Raw genomic sequence first — 23,993 nt, forward strand, 5'->3', positions numbered from 1 at the left:
GAGCGGTTTAGTCCGTCGGAAGGCAAGACCACCTGCTCGCTATGCTCGCGGCTGCGGCGCGGCATTCTGTACCGCGTCGCGGGCGAGCTCGGCGCGACCAAGATCGCGCTCGGCCATCATCGCGACGACATTCTGCAAACGCTGCTGCTGAACCTGTTCTACGGCGGCAAGCTGAAGGGCATGCCGCCCAAGCTGCAATCGGACGACGGCAAGAACATCGTGATCCGGCCACTCGCGTACGTGAAGGAAGCGGATCTGGAGAAGTACGCGGAGTTGCGCGAATTCCCGATCATTCCGTGCAATCTGTGCGGCAGCCAACCCAACCTGAAGCGCGCGGAAATGAAGGCGCTGATCCGCGACTGGGAAAAGCGCTTTCCGGGTCGCATCGAAAATATGTTCAATGCGTTGTCGAACGTCGTGCCGTCGCATCTGATGGATCACAAGCTGTTCCCGTTCGCGGGTCTGCGTGCGACTGGCGAAGCCGATCCGCAAGGCGACATCGCGTTCGACGAGGAGCCGTGTTCGACCGGCAACGAAGACGCCGCCACGCTCGGCGCAGCGAAGCCGATCTCGATCGTGCAGTTCGACGACCTGTGATAAAAGCGCCCGTTTTATGGGCGTTTCCAAACCTTTCCGACCATGATGAGGCCGCGCGCCCAGCGGCCTTTTCGTTACATGCTGCGTGATAGAATCGTCGGCTCCAAACTCGTCTGATTGCCGACGCCATGAACATCGTTATTTTGGCGGCAGGCACCGGCAAGCGCATGCGGTCCGCGCTTCCCAAGGTGCTCCATCCCCTGGCCGGTCGGCCGCTCCTCGCTCACGTCATCGACACCGCTCGCGCACTCGCGCCCGCGCGGCTCGTCGTCGTGATCGGCCATGGCGCCGAAGCCGTGCGTGAGGCGGTCGCGGCGCCGGACGTCCAGTTCGCCGTGCAGGAGCAACAGCTCGGCACGGGCCACGCGGTGCAGCAGGCGTTGCCGCTGCTCGATCCGTCCGCGCCCACCCTGGTGCTTTACGGCGACGTGCCGCTCACGCGCGCCAGCACGCTGCACGCGCTGACCGAACACGCCGGACACGGTGGCTATGGCGTGCTCACCGTCACGCTCGACGACCCGACCGGCTACGGCCGCATCGTGCGCGATCAGCACGGCAAGGTGGTGCGCATCGTCGAACAGAAGGACGCGAACGCAGAGCAGTTGCGGATTGCCGAGATCAATACCGGCATCATCGTCGCGCCGACCGAGCGCCTCGCCGGCTGGCTCGCGGCGTTGAAAAACGACAACGCGCAAGGCGAGTTCTATTTGACCGACGCGGTCGAGATGGCGATCGAAGCCGGGCTCGATGTCGTCACCACGCAGCCGGACGACGCGTGGGAAACGCTCGGCGTGAACAGCAAGCAGCAGCTCGCCGAACTCGAACGGATTCATCAGCGCAATGTCGCCGACGCGTTGCTGGTGGCGGGTGTGACGCTTGCCGATCCCGCGCGCATCGACGTGCGCGGCGCGCTCGAATGCGGCCGCGACGTGTCGATCGACGTGAACTGCGTGTTCGAGGGCCGCGTGACGCTGGCCGACAACGTCACCATCGGGCCGAACTGCGTGATCCGCAATGCGAGCATCGGCGCCGGCACGCGCGTCGATGCGTTCACGCATATCGACGGCGCCGAGGTCGGCGCGCAGGTCGTGATCGGACCGTATGCGCGTCTGCGCCCGGGCGCATCGCTGCAGGACGAGTCGCATGTCGGCAACTTCGTCGAGGTGAAGAACGCGGTGCTCGGTCACGGCTCGAAAGCGAACCATCTGACGTACATCGGCGACGCGGATATCGGCGCACGCGTGAATATCGGCGCCGGTACCATCACCTGCAACTACGACGGCGCGAACAAATTCCGCACGGTCATCGAAGACGACGTATTCGTCGGCTCGGATACGCAACTGGTCGCTCCGGTGCGGGTGAAGCGGGGCGCGACGGTCGCGGCGGGCACCACGGTCTGGAAGGACGTCGAAGCCGATGCGCTGGTCCTGAACGACAAAACGCAAACTAGCAGGACGGGCTATGTACGCCCGGTCAAGAAGAAGAGCTGATGGAGACGACGCGTGCGCGAAGCACGCTCATTGAACCCGGCACTGAAAAAGGAATGAGCCATGTGTGGCATTGTCGGCGCGGTTGCGCAACGTAATATCGTTCCGGTCCTGATCGAAGGACTGCGTCGCCTCGAGTACCGTGGCTACGATTCGTGCGGCGTCGCCGTGCTCGACGAGAACGGGCCGCGCCGCGCCCGCAGCGTGGCGCGCGTCGCCGATCTCGACGATCAGGTGCGCGAGAGCCATCTCGACGGCATCACGGGTATCGCGCATACGCGCTGGGCGACGCACGGCGCGCCGGTGACGAACAACGCGCATCCGATCTTCTCGAAAGACGCGCTGGCGTTGGTACACAACGGCATCATCGAGAATTACGAAACGCTGCGAGAAATGTTGCGCGGCAAGGGTTACACGTTCGTCTCGCAGACCGACACAGAGGTTATTGCGCACCTGATCCATAGCTTGTATCGCGGCGATCTGTTTGCCGCCGTGCGTGAAGCGGTCGCGCAATTGCACGGCGCGTATGCGATCGCGGTGTTGCACAAGGATCAGCCCCATACGGTGGTCGGCGCGCGGCAGGGTTCACCGCTGGTGGTGGGCCTTGGCGACGGCGAGAACTTCCTCGCGTCGGACGCGCTGGCGCTCGCGGGCAGCACCGAACGCTTCATCTTCCTCGAAGAAGGCGACGTCTGCGAACTGTCGCTCGGCGGCGTGCGTATCGCTGGTCGCGACGGCGGCGACGCGCAACGCGAAGTGCGCCAGGTGGCGGCCTATGGCGGCGCGGTCGAACTCGGCCCGTATCGTCACTTCATGCAGAAGGAAATTTTCGAACAACCGCGTGCGATTACCGACACGATCCCGCAAGCGGATTCGTTCGACGCGTCGATTTTCGGCGAGGGCGCGGGCCAGGTGTTTGGGAATATCGACAGCCTGCTGATTCTCGCGTGCGGCACGAGCTACTACTCGGGGCTGACCGCGAAGTACTGGCTCGAATCGATCGCGAAGATTCCGACCCAGGTGGAGATTGCCAGCGAGTATCGCTACCGTGAGTCGGTGCCGAATCCGAAGTCGCTGGTGGTAGTGATTTCGCAGTCTGGAGAGACGGCTGACACGCTCGCGGCGCTCAAGCATGCGCAGCAGCTCGGACACAAGCACACGCTAGCGGTCTGCAATGTCGGCACGAGCGCAATGGTGCGGCAAACCGAATTGTCGTTCCTGACGCACGCGGGCCGCGAGATCGGCGTGGCGTCGACCAAGGCATTCACCACGCAACTGGTCGCTTTGTTCGTGCTGGCGACGACACTGGCGAAGCTGCGCGGGCATCTGAGCAAAGAGCAGGAAGCGGGCTACCTGAAGCAGTTGCGCCATTTGCCGGCTGCGCTGAATAGCGTGCTGGCGCTTGAGCCGCAGATCATCGCCCGGTCGGAGGAGTTTTCGCGCAAGGAACATGCGCTGTTCCTCGGACGCGGCATGCACTATCCGATTGCGCTCGAAGGTGCACTGAAGCTCAAGGAGATTTCGTACATTCACGCCGAGGCGTATCCGGCCGGCGAGCTGAAGCACGGGCCGCTCGCGCTCGTGACGGAAGCGATGCCGGTGGTGACGGTGGCGCCGAACGACGCGCTGCTTGAGAAGCTGAAGTCGAATATTCAGGAAGTGCGTGCGCGCGGCGGTCAGCTTTATGTATTCGCCGATGCGGACACGAAGATCGTCAACGATGAAGGCCTGCATGTGATCCGGATGCCGGAACACTACGGCTTGCTGTCGCCGATCCTGCATGTGGTGCCGCTGCAGTTGCTCGCGTATCACACCGCCTGTGCAAGAGGCACGGATGTGGATAAGCCGCGGAATCTGGCGAAGTCGGTGACGGTGGAGTGAGGGGGGGTGTTCGGGTGAGAGCGTGACCGATGACAATCATAGTTGTGATTTCTGTGACACACATGTTGTGACGGTCATCGATAACTTATTGATTTAAAGGCTTTTCACAACTTTTCATGTAGTCGGGAAAATATTCAACAAATACCCCAAGTTCCCCCCAGCTGTTGGGTTGTGAAAAGCGAGAAAAGACGCTCTTGGCGCGCTCTCGGGCCCCAAGCGTCGACGACCCGAGAACTTGATGCGATGCAGCCCAGTTCCCGAGTCGCCGTTACCGTCCGCAAGTCGCGACCGAGCGTTTAGTGCATCGGGTTTATACCGGCGCTGCGCCGAAGACATTGCCTAGCTCTCGCTGGGCCTTCGTGTGCCGCCGAGATGTACACCGGGGATGCCCGTTGCTTCAAGGCGTGAAGGCTCCGTTCGTTTCCCCTCCTGAACAATCAGCGTGGGCGGGCGCCGTCTCTCACTAGCCGCCACTCAACGGCCCCTTCCGGGTAATCCTGCGGCCAGTTCTCTGCGAGCACCCGAACCGCCTCGCTGACCTGTTTACGGAGGCCGCCGCTGTTCCCAAGGCGGCTCCTTCCTTCTGCTTCCAAAATTGACTGCGCGCAATCAAGCCTGTCGAGTGCGCGCTGAAGGCGTTCAACCAGCCTTTCGCCAAGGCCGAGGTCGCGGCGGACGACCTCGACGTCGGCGGACGCATCCGCTAGCAGAAAGCCGATGAGCGTTCTCGAGTGCGCGTCGCTGTCGGCAGGGGCGCCGCCGACCGTCTGTCCGGTTCTTGTCTCCATAAGGCGTTTAGTGTCGCCCGTTTAAACGGATTCGACCTTGTGACCAACCCTACGAGCAGGACAGACGTCTACGCGAATTCAAGAGCTTTGCCGTGATGGATTTCGCTCGCCGGCGGACATGCGATTGCGAGAAGACTTGCCAAGGATGCTACGGCGCGCTAGACCCGGGCGATGAAGATTTTGCTCTCAAGGCTTCGTAGAGTTGTGCTGGTCCGAGCAGAATGTCCTTGAGGCCTTCGCGCACGTGCTTGGAGCCAAACGCCTGGGTGCTTACATGCCACACAGCAAGGGCTGGTCAAAAGCCGGTCTGGAATTTGTTGGCCACGAGCAGAAGGTGGTCCTGCGGCCAGCCGGCCATGCCCGCTACGGTTGATGGCGCTTCGACCGCAGCTCCTTCGGTAGCATGCGGTCGAGTTCATCGTCGGTGAAAAACAGTTCTTCAGAATGCTTGAGCGCCTTCTGCGCATCGCCATAAGCTTTACTGTTCGTCCGTGGTGCAGCCTTGTAGATGTCCTCAAGCGACTCGTTCAATCGGTCTCGTGCCGCGCGAATCTCATCTGCGGCTCGTCCATCGTTCATGTCGACCAAAAGCGACAGAAGCGCTTCGCGCACACCCCACAGCTTGGAGGCGACGATGGTGTGTTTTTGTGCCTGCTCTCCGAGACTGGCCTCTTTGAAATAGAGGGTGAAGCCCAATAGGACTGTCGAGAGCACTGCACCGACGAGGGTGAACGGATGCGTGTCCCCGAGAACCGCGAGCAACAGGCTACTCGTCGTCACTGCCGACAGGACAATTTCCGTGGTCTTGATGAGCTTGTATCGCGAAATGTATCTGTCGGCCATTTTCTCGTGGGTCTTGTGGGTGTACGCAGCTCGCGCGTACATCTCCCGCAACTGCCCTTCGAGCGAGGCCGGCGGCGTCGCTTGCGCATCGTTACTCCGGAAATGCTGTTCCATAGATTGCCCGATATTTTTGCCGTGCCGACCAGTTCTCGCCCTTCGCCTGATGGACAATTGCCTCAGTTGCCCTGAGTTCCGCGGAACGAGCCTTGTACTGGAACACGTCTCCCCGGAAAACCCACGAGCCGCTCCCAGGCGCAAGCCAATATAGCTGCGCCGTATCCAAGTTCGCCAGGCACCGGAAGAAGTCGCGGGTCATAAAGTCATAGTAGAGATATGACTTGTCACGATGCTCCCAGTTGGCAATGAACTGATAGGCAAGTGTGTCGATTAGCATTCCGCTCATCGAGACGTTGTTTGTGTCGCGCCAAGCTCGTGCCATTCGGCTGAGTTCGACCAGATTCTGATTGCAGGCCGCATTCCTCGCAGCGAACGCGTCCATCTCGTGTTTCGGCTTGCAGACCCCCCATGAACCTCCGCCGTTTGAGTCTGCAAACGTGTAGCTCCCGTCGACATTCACGAACGCAGGCAAAATCTCAAACCGCACGCCATCGTCGAAATTGATGACCACGACCTGACCATCGCCTGCCATGTCGGAGACGCGATAGGTGTTCCGGATTGAGTTTTTGACAAGCGCTAGCAGTGCGGACTGGCCATTGCCGGCGTGCCCATGAAACCGCTGGTAGAGGGCATATGGGAGCTCGTAGAGCAGGTCGACGTCACTGACACTTGGGATAGCTGTACTGCGGCCGTACGAGCCAACGTAAAACCGATATGCGGATTTCGAGTCCAGCTCGTCCCGAAGGTCATAGTTCAACTGGCCTACGATGCGCCCGGTCCGGTAACTTATCGAACCACGTTTTTCAGCATTGATGCGAAGCGCACCGCAAAACTGAGAAAACCATTCCCCTTCGCCCATCTTTGCCCTCTGCTCTCGATTGTTATTTGGCCTTGAAGCAACGTGTGTCCAACCTATTCGATGGGAACGTCAATCCGGTCACGAGCGACGCAGACGCCGTTCCTTATCACGTAACACTCTACAAAGTGAGGGCCGTGGAAGTTCGCCGTCTCCTTGCGTTCGCGGCTGCCTCCGTCGCGAACGATTTGGCCGCGAATCTGGTTTCGGCGGACGGCTTCGTCACCGACGTTTCGCACCTTCCACATGACCTCATAGGGCTCCCCGACGTCACACTCTACGATGTGAAAGCGCAATGACATTCCGTGCTTGAGCCACGGAAAAGTGTTGGCGAGCGCCCGCAGGCGTCCGTTTTGGGTGGTGCTCGCATAATCGCAGTCGACTTCGAGCTCGCTCCGGATGTCCACGGGATACTTGTCCTCGATGAATTCCTCGGCTGCGTCTCCAGAGTCCCGCTTGAAGGAGAAGCTCTCGGTGGCCGCGGTTGTCCTGACGACCTTGACCTCAAGCGGGAAATCACGGCCGAAGACCTCACGCCAGAGCTTTGCCCGCTTTGGCTCGTCTGTTTCATCGCGCGCCTGGATGCAGGCTTGCGCCGCTTTCTTCGCCTTTCGATGGAAATTGCCCTTATTCGCGATGTGCGCTTGGCTTCCTGGCGCGCGCCAATAGTCCTTTTGTTCCAGGTCTGCGAGATAGGTAAAGAGGGTTGCGACGAGTTCAGGGTATGCGGCGTAAGACTTTTGGTCGAAGTCCTTGCAGCCTTCGAAGAATCGGTAGCACAGCGTATCAATGAGGATGCCGCTCATTGGCACGCCGTGTTCGTTCTTCCACGACCGGAGCATCTTGCATGCATGGCGGAAATTACGATTTGTGCGCGTGTTCATTTCGCGCATCGCGTCCATTTCTTGCCGTGGGTATGTGACCTTCCAGCTTCCCCCGTTATTGGTGTCGGGGTGTAAGTAGTCGTTCGTATCCTTGCGATAGAACGCTGGCAAGACTTCAACCTTAAATTTCTTAAACTGAACGACGACCACTTGGCCGTCGCCCTTTATTTCTGTGCTGCTGTAGCGCGTCTTCAGGGAGTCGCGCACTGCCTGCAACAGTTGGGACGGGCCATTCCCCTCGCGTTGACGATAGCGCTCATAGAGTTCCCACGGCAACTCGAAGAGCATGTCGAGGTCACTGATGCCATGGATGGCCGTGTGACGACCATACGAACCGACCTGCAGGCAATGAGCATTATCCGAATCGGACTCGTAAAAGTCCTTATTCAGACGCGTTGTGATGCTCTGGTAAGACGTCGAGATTTCAGACGCATTGCCGATGGAAATGTTTTTCCGGAATTGTTCGAACAGGGCTGAGCTCATGGCTTACTCGGCGGCGAATTGAACAGGACAGTCAGAAGACCGGGATGCAGATAGATGGCGATGCCGCAGCTGAGCAGCATGAACAGGGTCAACCACGCTCCGAGCGGAACCTTGTCCCTCCAGAAACTGAGTTTCAGCTCTTCATTGACCCAGTCAACCTGATGCTCCCAAAAGAACTTCATGTGGGCGTACCACGGAGCGAGGAAAATTTGCTTGCTCAGGGACACCCCTGACGCCCCGTCTACGATGTCGATTCTCCTCTTCGCGAATGCGCTCATGTCAGCACTGCCGGGTTGCGCTTTCACCTCGGCGTAAAGCTGTTGAAGCGCGTGATAGGCGCGCGTCAGGGCGATGCCCGCCTTGTCATACTTTTCTTTGTCGGAGTTGTAGAAGTTGATGTAAAGGGTCAGTGACGAAGCGATTACTAGCGTGGCAGAGATTCCCGCTACGGCGAGCGCCGGAAAGATGAGGCTGTACACCCCGACTACGAAACCGATGACGTTGACCCAGCCCGGCGCCTTTTCGACGATGTCCAACGTCGCGAAATGCAGTTTCGCCCCGAATCCGACGTTGTACCCACTCTCCGCGACCATGCGTAGCAGGTCTTCTTTTTTCATATCGGGTTCCCCATTTAGAAGCATAGGGCTGCGCGTAATAGGAGTTGTGCGCTTTTAAACCGTCATCAAGCCGATGCGGTCACCTTTCGCGAGCCCGTGGAAGCATCGGATGATATTACTGTACTGGCGGCGAAATCGGTAGACTTTGCCGCGAAAGGCGTTGCGACCGATAATCAGGCCCCGTTTTATGGCCGTACACCCCTTCAATCCATGCGGGATAGCGGTCGGAACAGTAGATGCTCAATGTCCAGAACATAGCGACTCTCGGGACCAGCATACTTTCTTGCTCCGTCGTGGATACGCGCCAGCTCGGCACCCGTCAACCGAATGTCATCCGGGCCATCGCCAAGAACTTTGCCGTCAAGGTAGTCAAAGACTGCGAGTGTACGAACGCCCGCAGGCGCGAGCACGTCTGTCCACAAAGCACCGTCCCGTGTCCTAGACGCGGCGGTAACCGCAACCCCTTCTGCCTTCAGATGTTCGAGGAGAGACAGTTCGAAATCTATGTTGCTTTGGCCGCGAGCCCTTATCGCCGCCAGCCGCACGATTTTGCGCTCGCCATTTGCAAGCTTGAGTTCGTAGACGTCGTTGAACCCGCGCCGCAGGAACAGACAGCTATCAATCTGCCCCAATGCGTATTGGCTTCCTACGACCTCCGCAATGCTGCCTGCTTCAATGACCGACCTCACCGCACGCAGCCGGGGCACGTTCTCTGGTTGGTCCATAGACGTATTGAGCGATTGGGGAACGTGGAGCGGAAAGAATATCACCGCCAGTAATGCTTGACCGGCGTGCCGCAGTACGCTTTCTCCCGGGACACTACGACTCTGGGTTCGCGGACATTGGGTGATTCACTGCTGGGAGATTGATGACAAGACTGGAAATGCACGCCAAGATGCTTCCACGAAGCTCCCTTTTTGCGACGTCACAATGGAGAGACGGGAATTAGCTGGGCCTAACACTAAAACGTATGCCTATCGCATAACACGTGACTCACCGTTGCCATGGTACGAAAGTGACGCCCAGATGGTGTCAAACGCGTGAACTCGCGCCGCTCCGCCATTGCTGACAGGAGTTTCGCCGACATGGTGTAGGCACATCAAGGGCGCGTCGTCTGACATCTCGACGGTCAAGCTAGGTCGGTCCGAAGACCGAACCTGACTGTATAGCGTGCACGGAATCTCCGGTGATACGCTCGAGCGCAATCTTCGGAAGCACGTTATCTACAATGACAAGGTAGTGCTCCAGCAATGAGCGAAGTTGGTCCAACTTTCCGTCTTCAATCTCATGCCAAAGACTCGGCAGGTATCGTGTCACTATCGAGAACGCATAAAGAATGACGAAATGAAGCGTAAAGATATCGTCTGTTCCCCAATACGGAACCATGATACTGGAGCCGCAATAGCCGGACTTGTGAAGCTTTAGCCGCTGGTACCAATGTTCGTTAGCTGGGTGCTCAAACTTGCCTGTGGGAAACGTCAACCCAGAGCATGCGTCTTTCCTGTCTTCGAAGTCCTTGATGGGCAGGTCCAAGGTGTTTGCCTGTTCTGCCGTGAGCTCATAGCCGACAGGAGATATCGCGATGGATGAAGCGGTACTTAGCGCAGGCGTCAACGTTTTAGCGTCGTACAAGCAACCAATCATCGAGGCACCAAGCTGGTCGAGCTGTTGCTCCAGTTCTGAATCGTGCCGCTTTCCTACGTGGAAGGATAGCGGGTATGTGCTCAAGTATTCTTGAGTTACGCTTTGCAGTTCGGGAACACGACGTAGAAGGTCGGCCAACGAAACCACGCGTGCTCGCTCCGCGTCGTTCAGCTGCTTCCGCGGTTTGCGTTCGAAGGCAAACTCGTCAACGGCCATCTCCCTAGTTTTGCAATAGGCCGGGAAATGCCCGGATTTCAGACAGCCGACAAGATAGTTTGCAGGGAACTCACCTATATCTGCGGTCGTTGTGAAGAGACCGTGGCCCTGCTCCGTATATCGCTGTATCGACGGCAACGTAGACGTCTCGTCGCCGGCAGCAATCTGCTCAGCTATCGACATCTGCAATAACGCATAGTAGCGAGACAGTACACGAGCGTTCAAACCACCCGATTTGGTTTCCCAATATCCGACCGCCGACCGCACAGCCCATGCCATGCCGGCCGATTTCTCGGCTAGGACGGTCTCCGGCATTGCCCGCGAGCGCCGAAGAATCACCTTTTCGCACAGTTGATGGCTGGAGAGCCGTTTCAGACGCAGCCAGATGACCTCGGACAGGTTATCCGCAAAGATATATTCAGACTTCATTGAGGGCGCCTCAAGCATCGACTGTGTCTAGGGGTCACGAAAATTACATCGAGCGCAACCAAGGGACGATTTTGACACCAAGAAACTCTGCATAGTATGGTGCTTGTTGGCCTATTGACACTGTCCCATCGCTCGCTATCTGGATGACGCCGTTATCATACAGTGCGTGTAAGTCTCTACGCAGCAGCAGGCCGTCTTCTGCGGAGTTGTGACCGTGTCGCCAATCTCGCCCATTGATATGTGCGGCCTCCAACGCCTCCGGAACGTCACAGCCGCTAATGGCGCAACGCCCACTGAATCGTCGAAAGACAGCTTCGCGGAACGCCGCTTGAAATGGACGGACCTGCGTCAACGAAAAGCGAGCCAGCATGGAATCAAATCGTGCCTTAGATTCATCGATGAGTTGCGCCTCGTCGGTGGGTGCGGTTTCGTCGGAATCACTCCAGAGTTCGTAGCAACGAGCTCGCTCGCGTTCATCATCCGTAATGCCGAACTCCGCCTCAAGGCCCTCAGAGCACTTTCCCGAATCTTTGTCGACAATGAGAGCCGTGATGACTGGCTCCTTGGCGTCAACACACTGGTGGCCTAGTTGGCGCATTGCGGTGTAGAGCAGGAAGAAATGTAAGCCGAACGTGTCCATCAGCTCACCGTACGTGACGGTGCTTTTTCGCTTTGCAACTTCAATGAGCCATTCGCGAATCATCGGCAGCTTCATTGCGAGATTGCCGGTAGACAAACCCGTTTCCTGCGCTGTTGCGTCGGGGAATTTTCCTTCCGCCTTCGTCTTGTGGTTCTGCGCGTGTTTGAAGAGGTCGCCGGTGGCGAGACCACTCAAGACAGCGACAATCTCACCGCCTTCTTCAGATTCCAGTCTGTCGATGACAAACACCGCGTCGTCTCGGAAGTCGGCTATCTTTCGCGGATGGGCATTTACATCCTCCGCCCTCGCGATTACGGTGTAGCCTGAGGATGACCCCTCCCAAAGCTGCCTAAGATGCCGAATCCGTTCGTCAAGGCCATAGGAATCGCGACCTAGATATGCTTCCGGTCTTTGCAGTACGACGACACGCTTCTGCTTACCTGAATATTCATGCTCCCAAGTCCGGAGCAGCACAACGTCATCGCGAAGCGCACCCCATGACCAGCGCTTGTTTTTAAACGGCAGTCTATAACGTTCGAAGAACTGGGTGATTGACTTTGCCATATAGATTGTGCTGCGATTGTCGTCGTCAGGAGCCAATCGTGCTGAGATTGGCGGCCTGCTGCAGAGGCAATATACGGTGCGGATTACCCGAGATAGCCACCATGCAATCGTACCCGTCATTGGCACCTATTGATAGGCCACCGGTCGCCTGGTGTCGCAGAAATAGAGCGGACGCGCCGGCCTAAGCCGGCGGCTTCGGCACCCGGAGCACCCGAACGCATGGTTATGCTTTGCCCGAACGCGCGGGCCGATGTTTGTGGTCGACCTTTACGAAAACGGTTCGATGCTTATTGATGAATGGGCAGATACGGACTATGAACGCAAACTTGTCCCAACACGTTGTACGAGGCGCGAAACGCTTCCCGTGGCTCTGGGGTTGTGGCAAACCCTACGCCTAGGCGATGTGCCGGCGGTTCGCACCGAGGCGTGGTCGTGACGCGAGAAACGGGTAGCCGAGTTCTACCGTGTGATAGGCCGAAATCCCGCGGCGACGTGTAACGAATAAACAGCGAGGGAATGCTCCCGGTCCCCAGACAAGGAGTCGTAGAATGTCACTGACATCCACCCAGGTCGGCGTCATCGGAGAGAACCTGCTGGTCAACGCGGTCATGAAGGCAAGCGATGGGCGCCTTTCGCCGTTCAGGCCGATTGCAGATGACGACCGCTTGGACGTGTGATTCCTCAACAAGGAAACCGGCAACTCGGCCGCCAGCCGGAATCGACCGTGCGTGACTTGTGGGTTCGAGCAAGTTAAACAATTGTTCCTGCTGTTCCAGGAGGTCCCTGCGCGTATAAGCGCTTGCAGCGACGTCTGTCGAACGCGCAAGTCGGCCTCCTGGGGCCCCTCGAGAATTGTCTTCTTAGTAGTGCTTCTTCTCCGACAAAGCTTCGCAATCCCATTTTTGATTGAGGATGGCCTTGTAGAGCATTCCAACCGTCATCGTTTCTCTCTTTAGCGAATGGGGTCTTCTCAGTATGAATTTCTGGAAGAAGTGTGATATAAAACCTTCGCCCTCCATGAAGAAGTACCGACGAAAATCGTAGTCACCCCGGTCGACCTTGAAGGTCGCGAAGTATTTCTCCATGAATTCGTCTGCATCATCTCCGTGTTGCCCGAGCGAGTAAACGACGTCCATATCATTGGTGATGGGCTTCTTGGGAGATATGCAAGCCTCCTCCCTGATAAACGCCACCAAATCGTCCCGAGTGTATTGTTGCATCAGAACACCCTGTCTTCAGGTCTAGCAATCCGGTTGTACTTAAGCACGGTTTGATAACCAATCGTCGCAACGTCCCTCGCCATCAGAACCCAGCCGACACCCGGCAACGTTCTGCCAATGAACACGCTCAGCTTATGTGTCAAGACCCATCTGAATGCTTTCATGCTTTCGATGGTAAAAGTCGGCAACACTCGTTTTCTGAATTTGTACTTGAACAGCGAGCGGGCCATCACGGACGCGACTGAGGTTCCCGGCGTTGCGCCTGCCGGCTTCCCGCGCGTCGGCAGAAAATTGAATCCACAAAAAATGAGGATTAGATATTCAACATCGTCAATCCCAAGCTGCTCGCCCGTTTCTTGCATCGCGATAAACAAGAAGAGCTCAGGTGGTGTCAGGTCGTTGTGCCCATTGTATTGGTATACATTGCTCATTTCGGCCCTCTCTGTTGATTATTAGTTTTCACTGCGTGAAGCCCGGTTATGCTATCACAACGGCATGGCTTATCGGCTTAGTCCCAGGGTCTTGGTTATCGCCTCGATGCGTGTTTTGACGCTTCGCCCCGCGTGCGTTCTCGCACGTTCGTCGCATAGCCTTCCAGCAAATACCGGCTTGGCGTCAGGCCGATGTGTGGCGGAGTCTGAGTCGCCGTGGCATAGTGCGTCCAATTCATATTTTTCGGAGCAGCCCATGCCCACCTTGGAAGCAATCCAGACGAAAATCCAGCGGTTGCAGGAACAGGCTGAAGCTATCAAAGCCAAAGAGGCCTCCGCAACACTCGACCGCATCGTCGAACTCATGCAGAAGAGCGGGGTTACGGTGGCGGACATCGAGGCGCACCTTGGTGGCAAGAAGCGTGGCGCAAGAGCCGGTAAGACGACGGCCGCCGGTACCGCGGCCGTTCCAGCGAAATACATGGACCCAAAGACTGGCGCGACATGGTCGGGACGCGGACGTGCTCCTGGTTGGATTGCCAATGCGAGGAGCCGGGACCGCTTTTTAGTTGATGGCAATGCGTCGGTGGCGGTCGCGACTGGGAGCACAGCGAAACGACCAGGCAACTATGCACGGGGGCCGCAGCCGGCGAAATATCGTGACCCTGACAGTGGCGCCACGTGGTCAGGGCGTGGCCGCGCGCCCGCGTGGATTGCGAATGTGAAGGACCGCTCGATGTTTTCGGTTGGCGCTGACGGCAAAGCTGGCGCGGTTGTGAAGAGAGCAAAGGCGAAAGGCAAAGCCTCATCCGCTGCTGCAGCGCGCACTCGGAAGGGGCCTCCTAAAGGCAAGCAACCCGCGAAATATCTCAATCCTGAGACTGGCGCGACTTGGAGCGGGCGCGGGCCGGCGCCGGCGTGGCTCGCAGCTGCGAGTGACCGCTCGGCGTTTCTCATTGATGCAGCCACTGTCGTTGCCCCCACTGCCTGACCGGTACGACTTGGTCAAGAACGTCGTGCGCTAATCCCCGGGGGAGTGGGCCGACCTCGCAATTGGTGCTCGCACTGCGCTCTCCTCGTATCGACGGCGGCTATTCTCCGGCCTGCTTCCGTTTGAGATACTTTTGGTATCGCTCTGCCAGAGTGTAGCCGTAGTCGAATATTGCTACCGTAAAGTCGATGATGTCTTCGGCGTCGTCCTTCGTTGTCTCCGTATTGGACGCGTGAGCTCCGATGTTGCGCTCGACACGCAACGCATCTGCCCACGCGTGAAGCCGCTCGTCGATTACACCCTGAGCTTTCAATTCGGCAAGGCCGCGCGCAAGTGACGGCGGTTTCCCGGTCTTTTCCGCGACGAGCCGCTCCAAAGCGCGACCGCACATGACCGCAGCGGCAGGGTAAATGCCGTGACTGAAGCACTTCTGTGCGGCACTCACGTCTCGCCGCGCCGCAGGTGGGACGGATGGCCCTAAGTCCGCTATCAGCGGCGCTGGCCATAGCCGTTCCGCTGTGTCCCACTCCCAGTCACCGCGCTCGTCGCGAATGAGGGACGACGAACCGAACAGCGCCTGGCGACAGGACGGACATTCCGCTAGGAAATATGCTTGTTCTTGCGCATCTCCTACCCAGCAGGAGGCCTCCGACTTAACGCGTACAGCGCATTGCGGGCAATCGATAACGATGGTCTGATTCGCACTCATGCTTTATTCCTAACTGGGACGTCCCTTATAGCCGGCGGGAGGCGCCTTGAGCTCTTTTGCCGCTTTCGGCGTTGCTGTCGACTTGAACGGAGCAGCGTCGACTTCGAACACGCTGACTGCTATCTGATTGCTGCCATGCACATGCGCCACGAGGCGCTCGTGCTTCGGAAGCGGGACTTGCGCCGTGGAACCGCCGAACTCGCCGGAGTTTGCCAGTATCACCGGCTGGTACATGTGGAAGTGCAGAGCAGCAACCATATTGTCAAATGTCTGCACGTCCTGATTTAGCGCTGCAACGAGAAAGACATCGGACCTGGTCCGAAGGTCTGCAACCAAATCAAGGTCCGTCGCATCGTAGCAAATCGCGGCTGCTATCCGGGTCGGCGACTTCGTGCCGATTGGTAGTTCAACAAGTGTCACGTGTGGCCGGTACGGCTTAATGCCCATGGAGCGTTCAAGCTTCATGGGATGGAGCTTGCCTTGCCAAACATACTGAATGCTTCGGCCATGTTCGGCAGTTTCGCTGCGAATCAACCAAAGGCCTTGGTTTATCGGGCCGCCGACCTTTTCAGAATGGATGAAAGTAAGCCCGGAAAAGATGTTCGCTTTCAGTTTGTCCGACAGTCGACGAAGCAAGCCGATGTGCTCTGGATGCACCGAAAGTTCAGGGAACAACACTATGTCGACCAGCGAGGTTTCGTCCGCGCCGACATTGCTGCGTGCCGACGCCCACGCTCGTAATTGCTGCTCTGCGAGTCGGCATACTGCCGCAAGGTGCCTTCGATGCTCGGCAAGCATCCCCTTCGTCCAATGCGTCGGGTCTTTCGCATCGAAATCGTCACGCCTTGGTCGGAGCGGCTGCACGATTGCGACTCGCAATGGTCTATCGCTCAGGGGGGCGCTATCCCCGGATGCAGGGATGACGTACATTGGTGTCCGGCTACGGGAACCGTACAGAGCACGCTGCTCGACTGCGCGTTGCTCAATTAGAGCGAGCAGTTCTTCTGGCGTGCTAGCGTCGCCTGCAGCAGCGGCGTCGTTAGCTCTGAATTCGACTCCCGGCCACTGAAGCAACGTGGACAACAATCCAGAAAGCCAAGGGGTGATGGGCGTCGGTTCATCGAGCAAGCCGGTGCCCGAATTCAGCATGCCGAACCGCCGCTTATACCATGTACTCCGAAGACCGGAGTACCGGCCGACTTCCTCCGTCACTAGATATCGCCGGCTCGTGAAATCGAATTCTCCCGTCAGTGCGGCGCGAAGTATTCGTCCGAGCCCATACAGCCAAGCCTTTTCTTCATCAACCCAACGTGGCGTTTCATACAATGGATTCTGCGTGTCTGAGGCGGGAGTGAGTTCGACTTTCAAGAAGTCAGTGGCTACAGGAATCGAATGTATGAGTTCCCATTCCTTGCACCGGAGAATGATTTGACTGGCATCGAGGCCTCCAGATAAGCGCTTCTGAATGTCTGGGGTGCGCAGCAGTGCCTGGGCGAGTACCAGCAGGCCGTTCTCTTGCGCAAACATGTTGTCGTTGTCGAGCATGCAACGAATCAGGGTCCGCGTGCCGTCGGTCGTCTTTCCTCTCTTGAGCAGCTTGCGGTCAACTTCCGCTAGCGGCATTGGCACGTGCTTTACCCACCCGTTGCCTTTGAGGGTCTTCGACCTCAATACTTCCAGCATTAAATCCGGTCGGTTGAGTGCCACCGTTGTAACGGTTTTGGCCTGTTCGTTCGCGCTCCGCGTCCGACGAAGGCATTCGGCGAGCCACACGCCGAATCGGCGCGGATTGGGATTCAGTTGCTGGGCTACGAGCGCAAATGGTAGAAGGCGCAGGAGGTCTGCTGAGCGTGCGGGCTGATACAACGAGGCGCGATGGAGCAATGCGTAAGATTCCTCCGCGCTTGCGTTCACCGCTCGAATGACCGAGAAGTCCCCGATAGCCGCAAGGTAGAGGCGGGCTTGTTGAAGCAGGTACCAGGGTGCATGCCTGTACTCTAGTAGTATCCATCGTGCAAATGCGCCGAGGTTCTCCCGGTAACCTTCGATGTCGACGAACTCCGGGTATTCGTCCCTATCGCGATACCCTGTTTCCGTGGCACCGGCACGCAATAAATCAGCTGCGACGTATTCGGCTGTGCGCACCTGTTTAATCTGCTCGCTCTCGAAAGAGTCTTGAGCCCCCGGTAGCTTGGATATCAGAGCTTCAGTAACTGGAGAAAGCAGCCTGGGGTGAGGAAAGAGGTCGAGCCCGCATCTTAGCAGCAGCGCTAGTGACGGATTCTCCGCCCAACACTTTATGAGTTTTCGAGCGGTTTGTTCAAATTCATGAGAGAGCGCCGCCCCGTTGCTTACGGCCTCAGAGCCTGTCACATCAGTGTCCGACGGCGATTCAGTATCTGTCATCGTCAGCCTATGGCGCATTACCTGAGCCAACCGGCTTGCTACGAAGCGCTTAACGGTATCGTCGCGGACATCGGTGTTGGGAACGGCTACATTGGCAAGAGCAAGTCGTGAGCGGCTTGGTGACGGAGCGTCTTCGATTTGCTCCGACATCCACAAAAGACCTTCGAGGCCTCCGGCCGTCTGGACCAAGGATTCAAGGTCGAATGTACCGCTAAGCTCCGAGTTCAGTGCTTCCATTAGCGATGAGACATTGCTCTGCGCTGAAATCGACCGGTATGGAGTGATGCTGCTTTTATGTTGAGAAAGTGTTAGTGGCACGTTTGCCTGTAAACGAGTACAGTGATTCGCCAACGTCTCGGAAACGAATTGTTGTACCCGTTGCAGCGTCTTTTCGCTCCCGGCGGTACCCAATGCGACCGGGGCCTCGACGACTATCCGGAGGTCATCAACATAGCGACAATAGTCGAGTACGCGAATATCTTCCGGCAGTTGGCGCTCGGCCTCGCACGCGGCCCACATTTCGGCGTCAAAGGCGACAAGGTAAGCATTGGCGAAGAAACCTGATGCGACGAGTCCCTGAGGGATTCCTAGTGCCAGGTGTTCCGCCTCTCCAGCGTGAATCAGCCCTGCCGACTGGTGGTCGTTTTGCCGCCACCGCCAACTGAGAATGAGTGACGCTAACTCCCAGAACGGAACGTCTGCTGAGTCCTTCTCGGAGAGGCCCTCATCTTCCTGATAGTTTGTCTGCAGGCGGTAAAGTTCGTGGACCAATGCCTTGCTATCGACACAGTCAAAGAACGACTTGATATCCAACGACACGACGAAGAGTTCCTTGCGCGTTGCCGTTTGCGATGAAAGCTCCGCGCAGACCCTTCTCGGTCGAGAAAGGAACGCGCGGTAGTCCTCGAAATATTGTCTGTAGGTCCGGCTGTTACCCCAAGAAAAGCGGGCGCGCTTCGCGCCGTTCACCTTCTCCACCCATCGACACTGAAGTCGATTGCCATAGCTAACGACGCCCGATTTACGTAGCGTGGTCAAATCCCGTTCGGTGGTGTCCCCTTGCTGGGATTCAATGGCCTCAGCGAGACACATCATGATGGCTGTCGCGAGCGTCTGGTCTCGTATCGCGACATGAGCTAGTGGGCGCAGCTTTTGACCGACGTCCGAGGAATTATCAGATGGAGCATCGCCGTTTTGGATTGGCACCCAGTCCCCAAACGACGGTTCGGAACCAAAGTCGTCCAAGTTGACATCAAGAATGTCAGCGATGATTCGCAGGTCCGGCGCTGGCTTGAACTCCCACCGCGCGTTCTTCGGGGCAGGCACGAGCGACAACTCAGCGGTCGAAAACTGTGGCTGCGCGACTTCATTTGTCCATTGATTGAGTCGCTCCTCAAGGTCGACGGTTGAGCAATCGAGCTCGAGAACATCGGCGTACCAATTGTGTCTTCGAATGAAAGTGTGTGACTTCTTCCAGGCCTGCGCGAGAACAACGATGTCCGATAGACACTCGCCTTTTGGGGCTAGACTTTCATACTGCTTCTTAATGACTGACACGATTCCCCTCGGTTTGAGTGTGCGCTTAAAACTTTGACGCTAATCGCGACGACATTGACTAGGCCACTGTTCAACGAGGAACCCAGTCTGAGGGCATCTGGACCACTGGAATCACGCGTGTATACAGCTCCCAGTTGTGAAAGTGCCCTGCGTACCCGTGCGCCTTTGCTTCCTCTTGCCGTCTGTACATCTCCACGTCTGCCAGCCGAGGGTCGAACGCAACTTCATCAATGAAATCGTTGGGATGGATTGGAACGCGTAGCAGCCTATCCGAAACGCGAGTTCGTTGATGTATCGCCATGACTCGGACTTCCGCCTCGCTTGAGAACGCAACGCGCTTTCGAAGTAGTCCCATCGCCCGAATTTTTGGCAAATTTAGGGCATGGAGCCCGTCTTTGTATATTGCTTTTGAAAAATAACTAAGGACCTCGTCGGAACTCACGTAAGTAACCGCACCGATGAAGCACGAAATTTCTCCATTTGAGGTCGTTGCGTTGAGTACTGCTTGAAGAAGTTTGCGATGTGTAGTCTGAACGCGCACCCCTTCCTCGTCCGGGCACGTGTTCAGGTTGCTGTGCGTCCCTCTACGAACTTTTGAGTACGCTCGAAGCAACGCGTCTGACTCGCGGGTCGCGGACCAGCTTTGCGCAAAGACGGAAGGCAACCCATGAATAATGTGCCTCCTTAGCTGTCCATTTTCGGTCCAGTGAACGGGAATTGCGCTGTCGACGATTTCGAACGGGTCGTCCCACATGCTGGGGCAAACAAGTGCGAGGCAATTTTCGCTAAGGGCCTGAAGAAATCGCTCGCGGGGGAAGATTCGATATATCGGCTTATCAAGTTCCGCCAGTGGCAAGAGGCAACTATCATCTATGGAAGGTGCTGACATGCTGGTGTTCGTGGATATGTTCTGCTTGGAAAGCGCGGTGGGCGAGCGATGCACTCTATCGAGAGATGTCCTTGCCACGCGTCATGTATCTCATGCGTACGGTTAGCCTTCCCGCACGTCCAGTGAGCGAGCTTCGGGCGTAAAGAAGCTGCCCACCACTAATTCGGTCTCTTCGAACTTCGGGTTTATGTCCGAAGTTGCGAAGATGAGCTGATAGTCGACGTGATAGCTTGCGCATTCTTCGACGATGATTTCTTGCAGGCGGTGGCTGCGTGCCTTTTCCATGCCCCCATCGTCGATTCCGTCAAGCATCATGAAGCGCGGTACGCGCATGAACGGCTTCAGCACACTTGCCGTGAGCAGTGCGAGGTGAAAGACATGGCGCAACACTACAGCCGAGCTCTCTGAAAAATTCTTGGAACCGTTGACGTAGACGGCGTTTCCGACAAAGTCGAAGTTTGCTATCTGCGCATCAATGAATTCAGGCGTGAGGGGCAGGTCGAGCTTGAGAAGCCTAACCATTGCAGCGGAAATCGTATTCGCGACTTCGACCTTCCGCTCGGCTTGCTGTTGCTCCGAGCGTACGATGCTTTCTTGAAGCCGCTTGCTTTCGGCGGTTAGCGCGTCACGGCGCTTCTGCAGTTCCGTAATGACGGCAGCGAGCTTTTGTTGCTCGTACGCTTGACGTATCTCTTCGTCCACCGCACCGAGCTTGCGTGCGTTTTCCTCAAGGGCAATCTCGAGTTCGCTGGACCACGACGTGGCTGCTGCAGCGTAATCCTGCTCCAGCTTTCTAACTCGTTGTGAAAGGTGGGGGACTTCCACACGAAGATTTTCGGCGTCCTGCAGGCGAGCTTCAATGAGAGTCGCCGATTCTTTGAGTTGGATGTTCAACTCGTTTTTCATCCGGAGAAGCTGGGTATCGGCTCGCCCGTCACCGAGTGCGCTAGTACAAAGATGACAAGCATGGGAATCCGCTTTTGCTTGTGGAAGCTCGGCGAGGCAGCTTGGGCAAAACCGGAACTGCAGATTACTGAAATACGTCCGGGTTTCTTTCGACTCGTCCAGGCTCCGCAGTCTGGACTCGAGTTCGCCGACGAACAGGCGAGAATCCTCGATGTCGAGTTCGAGTGCCGCCAGACGGTCCTTGGCTACGGATTCGGCCTGGCGAGCGGCGTTCAGGGTGCTACGCAAAGTGTCGGCGGAGGCGCGCGCCTTGCTCGCGTCTTTGCGAGGCAGCGTGCGTTCCTGCTTCAGTTTTGTCAGCGTGTCGGAAAGCGCTTTGCGAGCCGCTTCGAGCTCGGAAATTCTATCCGTCAGAAACTGAAGGTCTGGGGTCTGCCCAGAACGTCCAAGCACGTGAAAGATGCTCCGTAGTTCCGTCTCCTGCTTACCAATCTGCGCGTCAAGTTCACGAAGTCGCAGTTGCGCGGAATAAAGGCGGTCGTCATATACGCCGCTGAGGTACCCGCCGACCATGTCGCGCGTTAGCGGACTATCAAAGTTGTCGAGGCGGAAAATCGGGCTGTGTACCGATGGTTGGTCTGCATACAGGACACGCAAGAGCTGATGCATCGTCAGATTCGATGCTCCGTCACCTTGAGCCTGCGGCATGTCGAGCGCATCGAACAATGCTTGTGAAAAGCTGATGCGATGTGCGCTTCGCTTGAACGGGTACAGTTCCCATTGCTGCGGACCGGCCTTCAAGGAGGCGTCGAGCGTGCCCCAAAAGATTGACATCGGGCGTTGAAGTGCGGGGTCAATCTCGCGACGAAGAGACGCGACAGCGCCGTTAAGGAGAACCTCAACGAACGTATTTGTGCAACGCAGAGCTTCGGGCTTCCATCGAATGTTTTCCGCGCCCAGCGAGAATGCGAGGAGGTCCATGATGGTTGTTTTGCCCGAGCTGTTCCGGCCGCGAATGACGTTGACGCCACTGTGGAACGAGCAGTCGAATGCGATGTGACCGCCCTGAAAGACGACAAGCCTGTTTACGCGCAACGTCGGCTCAAGCATAGTCATACCGGTACTCCATGAGCTCGGAACGATGCTTCAGCCCGTTGTTCCCAAGCAGTGGAATCTGGGAGAGGCCCTCAAGAATACCCTCGGCCATAGGCGAGTTCGCGACCAGGAATTCATGCAGCTTCGCCGCGAGCGATGGCGGAATCGGCGCTTGCGAGCGCGCAACATATCCGGCGGAGAATCGCTCGAGGTCAATCAGGCCAGACGCGGCGATTGATTTGAGTGCTGCTTCCTGGATATGCCGCATCTCCATAAAGGTAGAGGTGCTGCTGACAGGGTCGCGGTACACGTTGCCAGCGCCCTTGGCACGGGTCCGTAGTTCTCTGAGCATGTCCGGCAAACGTATCTTTTTCACCGTGCCCGGGAAGACCAAATAGAAGTCCAGAATGCGCGCCTTCTCAACCTCAATGCCTGAGACGCGCTCGGCGATGAGTAGCATGCGGAACACGCAGTGGTATGCGTCATACGCGGGGTGGTATATCAGCATTTGTCCCACCTGATATGGCAATTGCCGCCCAGGTAATAGAGCAACGCGAGCAGGTCCATGGCGTCCAACTCAAGAACATTCTCGCCGAGTACGTTCCGAGTTCCTTGAATAATCGCATTGATGCATTGGTCGACTGCGACGCGGTCGGAACCCTGCTGGATAACGGGTGTGACTGTGAGAGTGAATCGCGCGTGCAGTTCGGTGAGGACGATGGTGAAGATACGCTGCGCCGTGCGCGACGTTTGGTGTTTCATGATGGACTTTGCAGCGCGCTCTTTGAGGCCTAGCGCGACGTGTAGCAGGTCCTCTCTGCCGCTTTCGCGCAGCTTTTTCTCAAGCCCTCGCACATCTCCATCGGTCACCGACGACATGTAGTGCTCAAGCTTCTCAGAAAATCTTCCGCCCGACGGGTCACCGACACCATCAACCTTTAGCTTCTCGTAGAGCTTTGACAACTCCTCGCTGGCTGAGCGGTTCGCAGTGACCTGGATAACAGTGGTCGTGCTGTTGTCGACCTTGTTGCCGGCAACAAGGTCCCCGCCGTTGACCTCGTTATTGCTTTGGTTCGTGAACACGAACTCTACTCGCGGGCGTTCTTTTGCATATCGCCGCCGACGATATCACCGCCCGCTCGATTGCCCTTCTGCGAAACGAACGTAATGCGGTGCGAGCGCGTCGACCGATTGGAAATCACGACCTTCAAGGTCCAGCCGGTCGCCAAGCCGGCCAGAAACGTGGCGACGTGCGTCCACAAGTCCATGGTGCCCCCGAATTGCAAAGGTATTAGTTGTCAATGCGATTGTATTGTCGTCCGGACCTAGCATCAACGATTCCCCGTGGGAAATATGGTGCGCAGATACTTTCAATAACATTGCAAATAGCGCCTTCGGGCGTGCGAGGCGACAGTTTCTCCTGTCCGGGGCGAGTACTCACCTCAATCGCGCGAATCCGGCATCCAGGATGCGCAGCCGTGGCGCGGCTTGCGCCGCAGGCCCCGGGACACAGCCGACACACGATTCTCTGTACCACTATCAACCTTTGGACTGCCCATGGGCGAGATGCGAAAACGTTTTCAGTTTCTGTTGACATGCATATCGGATGTCGGCGGTGGACGATGATAAGTCCGGGGTTTTTCACTACTGCGGCGGACCCGCAGCGTATTGATTTTCTACGGACGTTGGCCCCGGAGGGGCGTAATATAATGTCCCAAAAATGGGCATCAGTTTGGCGGGGTG

Annotated in this window: 20 protein-coding genes; 5 read left to right on the forward strand and 15 right to left on the reverse strand. The window is 57.3% G+C overall.

Annotation, left to right across the window (positions count from 1 at the left end; all coding sequences use genetic code 11):
- From ttcA to glmS, 3 genes are all read left to right on the forward strand, one after another.
- Positions 1–597, forward strand: a 597-nt coding sequence (gene ttcA, locus BN2475_RS24225) for a tRNA 2-thiocytidine(32) synthetase TtcA (RefSeq protein WP_143325878.1), incomplete at its 5' end; no start/stop codon positions are given.
- Positions 598–725: 128 nt separating this feature from the next.
- Positions 726–2,087 (forward strand): bifunctional UDP-N-acetylglucosamine diphosphorylase/glucosamine-1-phosphate N-acetyltransferase GlmU, encoded by a 1,362-nt coding sequence (gene glmU, locus BN2475_RS24230; RefSeq protein WP_094782020.1) that lies wholly within the window; start codon positions 726–728, stop codon positions 2,085–2,087.
- A 60-nt stretch (positions 2,088–2,147) separates the two neighbouring features.
- Positions 2,148–3,965, forward strand: a complete 1,818-nt coding sequence (gene glmS, locus BN2475_RS24235) for a glutamine--fructose-6-phosphate transaminase (isomerizing) (protein WP_094782021.1) — start codon at positions 2,148–2,150, stop codon at positions 3,963–3,965.
- 1,151 nt (positions 3,966–5,116) lie between these two features.
- On the opposite strand, the gene BN2475_RS24245 is transcribed toward glmS, so the two are convergent.
- From BN2475_RS24245 to BN2475_RS24275, 7 genes are all read right to left on the reverse strand, one after another.
- Positions 5,117–5,710 (reverse strand): SLATT domain-containing protein, encoded by a 594-nt coding sequence (locus BN2475_RS24245; RefSeq protein WP_094782023.1) that lies wholly within the window; start codon positions 5,708–5,710, stop codon positions 5,117–5,119.
- Complete coding sequence (locus BN2475_RS24250) at positions 5,688–6,572, reverse strand: SMODS domain-containing nucleotidyltransferase (RefSeq protein WP_094782024.1); 885 nt, start codon at positions 6,570–6,572, stop codon at positions 5,688–5,690. Before BN2475_RS24250 ends, BN2475_RS24245 begins: the two co-directional genes overlap by 23 nt.
- A gap of 53 nt (positions 6,573–6,625) precedes the next feature.
- The gene (locus BN2475_RS24255; protein ID WP_094782025.1) at positions 6,626–7,936 is read right to left on the reverse strand and encodes an SMODS domain-containing nucleotidyltransferase; all 1,311 of its coding nucleotides are present in this window, start codon (positions 7,934–7,936) and stop codon (positions 6,626–6,628) included.
- Positions 7,933–8,553 (reverse strand): SLATT domain-containing protein, encoded by a 621-nt coding sequence (locus BN2475_RS24260; RefSeq protein WP_245841556.1) that lies wholly within the window; start codon positions 8,551–8,553, stop codon positions 7,933–7,935. Before BN2475_RS24260 ends, BN2475_RS24255 begins: the two co-directional genes overlap by 4 nt.
- A gap of 203 nt (positions 8,554–8,756) precedes the next feature.
- The gene (locus BN2475_RS24265; protein WP_094782027.1) at positions 8,757–9,278 is read right to left on the reverse strand and encodes a phosphotransferase enzyme family protein; all 522 of its coding nucleotides are present in this window, start codon (positions 9,276–9,278) and stop codon (positions 8,757–8,759) included.
- A gap of 409 nt (positions 9,279–9,687) precedes the next feature.
- On the reverse strand, positions 9,688–10,842 hold the full coding sequence (locus tag BN2475_RS24270) for a YaaC family protein (protein WP_143325879.1): 1,155 nt from the start codon (positions 10,840–10,842) through the stop codon (positions 9,688–9,690).
- A gap of 43 nt (positions 10,843–10,885) precedes the next feature.
- The gene (locus BN2475_RS24275) at positions 10,886–12,046 is read right to left on the reverse strand and encodes an HNH endonuclease (protein ID WP_159444605.1); all 1,161 of its coding nucleotides are present in this window, start codon (positions 12,044–12,046) and stop codon (positions 10,886–10,888) included.
- 548 nt (positions 12,047–12,594) lie between these two features.
- Here BN2475_RS24275 and BN2475_RS36250 point away from each other — a divergent pair.
- Positions 12,595–12,723, forward strand: coding sequence for a hypothetical protein (locus tag BN2475_RS36250; RefSeq protein ID WP_281254265.1), 129 nt, complete (start codon positions 12,595–12,597; stop codon positions 12,721–12,723).
- A 183-nt stretch (positions 12,724–12,906) separates the two neighbouring features.
- On the opposite strand, the gene BN2475_RS24280 is transcribed toward BN2475_RS36250, so the two are convergent.
- Together BN2475_RS24280 and BN2475_RS24285 are read right to left on the reverse strand one after the other, a co-directional pair.
- Positions 12,907–13,266 carry a DUF1493 family protein gene (locus tag BN2475_RS24280; protein WP_245841557.1) on the reverse strand — a complete coding sequence of 120 codons (360 nt, stop codon included), beginning with the start codon at positions 13,264–13,266 and terminating at the stop codon, positions 12,907–12,909.
- Positions 13,266–13,697, reverse strand: coding sequence for an STM2901 family protein (locus BN2475_RS24285; RefSeq protein ID WP_094782031.1), 432 nt, complete (start codon positions 13,695–13,697; stop codon positions 13,266–13,268). Before BN2475_RS24285 ends, BN2475_RS24280 begins: the two co-directional genes overlap by 1 nt.
- Before the next feature lie 256 nt (positions 13,698–13,953).
- Here BN2475_RS24285 and BN2475_RS36255 point away from each other — a divergent pair, with 256 nt between their 5' ends.
- Positions 13,954–14,688, forward strand: coding sequence for an H-NS family nucleoid-associated regulatory protein (locus BN2475_RS36255; RefSeq protein ID WP_094782032.1), 735 nt, complete (start codon positions 13,954–13,956; stop codon positions 14,686–14,688).
- A 100-nt stretch (positions 14,689–14,788) separates the two neighbouring features.
- Here the strand turns inward: BN2475_RS36255 and BN2475_RS24295 are convergent, their stop codons facing one another.
- The 6 genes from BN2475_RS24295 to BN2475_RS24325 form a co-directional block, all read right to left on the reverse strand.
- Entirely contained in the window at positions 14,789–15,397 is a 609-nt protein-coding gene (locus BN2475_RS24295) for a DUF4145 domain-containing protein (protein WP_094782033.1), read from the reverse strand.
- Positions 15,398–15,406: 9 nt separating this feature from the next.
- Entirely contained in the window at positions 15,407–19,360 is a 3,954-nt protein-coding gene (locus BN2475_RS35770) for a reverse transcriptase (RefSeq protein WP_094782034.1), read from the reverse strand.
- 991 nt (positions 19,361–20,351) lie between these two features.
- Positions 20,352–22,271, reverse strand: a complete 1,920-nt coding sequence (locus BN2475_RS24310) for an AAA family ATPase (protein WP_094782036.1) — start codon at positions 22,269–22,271, stop codon at positions 20,352–20,354.
- Positions 22,258–22,758, reverse strand: a complete 501-nt coding sequence (locus BN2475_RS24315) for an ABC-three component system middle component 5 (RefSeq protein ID WP_162494341.1) — start codon at positions 22,756–22,758, stop codon at positions 22,258–22,260. Before BN2475_RS24315 ends, BN2475_RS24310 begins: the two co-directional genes overlap by 14 nt.
- Positions 22,752–23,333, reverse strand: a complete 582-nt coding sequence (locus tag BN2475_RS24320) for an ABC-three component system protein (protein ID WP_094782037.1) — start codon at positions 23,331–23,333, stop codon at positions 22,752–22,754. The genes BN2475_RS24315 and BN2475_RS24320 overlap by 7 nt, the downstream gene beginning before the upstream one ends.
- Before the next feature lie 5 nt (positions 23,334–23,338).
- Positions 23,339–23,518: a hypothetical protein gene (locus BN2475_RS24325; protein WP_094782038.1), complete on the reverse strand. Its 180-nt coding sequence runs from the start codon at positions 23,516–23,518 to the stop codon at positions 23,339–23,341.
- Positions 23,519–23,993: the final 475 nt, after the last annotated feature.

The sequence above is a fragment of the Paraburkholderia ribeironis genome, assembly GCF_900019265.1.
Taxonomy (GTDB): Bacteria; Pseudomonadota; Gammaproteobacteria; order Burkholderiales; family Burkholderiaceae; genus Paraburkholderia; species Paraburkholderia ribeironis.

Bases quoted from the DNA above. Each gene is read 5' to 3' on its own strand.
- BN2475_RS24280 (WP_245841557.1), bottom strand. From the start codon at position 13,266: ATGCAACAATACACTCGGGACGATTTGGTGGCGTTTATCAGGGAGGAG.
- BN2475_RS24295 (WP_094782033.1), bottom strand. From the start codon at position 15,397: ATGAGTGCGAATCAGACCATCGTTATCGATTGCCCGCAATGCGCTGTA.
- BN2475_RS24245 (WP_094782023.1), bottom strand. From the start codon at position 5,710: ATGGAACAGCATTTCCGGAGTAACGATGCGCAAGCGACGCCGCCGGCC.
- BN2475_RS24285 (WP_094782031.1), bottom strand. From the start codon at position 13,697: ATGAGCAATGTATACCAATACAATGGGCACAACGACCTGACACCACCT.
- glmS (WP_094782021.1), top strand. From the start codon at position 2,148: ATGTGTGGCATTGTCGGCGCGGTTGCGCAACGTAATATCGTTCCGGTC.
- glmU (WP_094782020.1), top strand. From the start codon at position 726: ATGAACATCGTTATTTTGGCGGCAGGCACCGGCAAGCGCATGCGGTCC.
- BN2475_RS24325 (WP_094782038.1), bottom strand. From the start codon at position 23,518: ATGGACTTGTGGACGCACGTCGCCACGTTTCTGGCCGGCTTGGCGACC.
- BN2475_RS36255 (WP_094782032.1), top strand. From the start codon at position 13,954: ATGCCCACCTTGGAAGCAATCCAGACGAAAATCCAGCGGTTGCAGGAA.
- BN2475_RS24310 (WP_094782036.1), bottom strand. From the start codon at position 22,271: ATGACTATGCTTGAGCCGACGTTGCGCGTAAACAGGCTTGTCGTCTTT.
- BN2475_RS24255 (WP_094782025.1), bottom strand. From the start codon at position 7,936: ATGAGCTCAGCCCTGTTCGAACAATTCCGGAAAAACATTTCCATCGGC.
- BN2475_RS24275 (WP_159444605.1), bottom strand. From the start codon at position 12,046: ATGGCAAAGTCAATCACCCAGTTCTTCGAACGTTATAGACTGCCGTTT.
- BN2475_RS24315 (WP_162494341.1), bottom strand. From the start codon at position 22,758: ATGCTGATATACCACCCCGCGTATGACGCATACCACTGCGTGTTCCGC.
- BN2475_RS24270 (WP_143325879.1), bottom strand. From the start codon at position 10,842: ATGAAGTCTGAATATATCTTTGCGGATAACCTGTCCGAGGTCATCTGG.
- BN2475_RS24265 (WP_094782027.1), bottom strand. From the start codon at position 9,278: ATGGACCAACCAGAGAACGTGCCCCGGCTGCGTGCGGTGAGGTCGGTC.
- BN2475_RS36250 (WP_281254265.1), top strand. From the start codon at position 12,595: ATGTCACTGACATCCACCCAGGTCGGCGTCATCGGAGAGAACCTGCTG.
- BN2475_RS24250 (WP_094782024.1), bottom strand. From the start codon at position 6,572: ATGGGCGAAGGGGAATGGTTTTCTCAGTTTTGCGGTGCGCTTCGCATC.
- BN2475_RS24260 (WP_245841556.1), bottom strand. From the start codon at position 8,553: ATGAAAAAAGAAGACCTGCTACGCATGGTCGCGGAGAGTGGGTACAAC.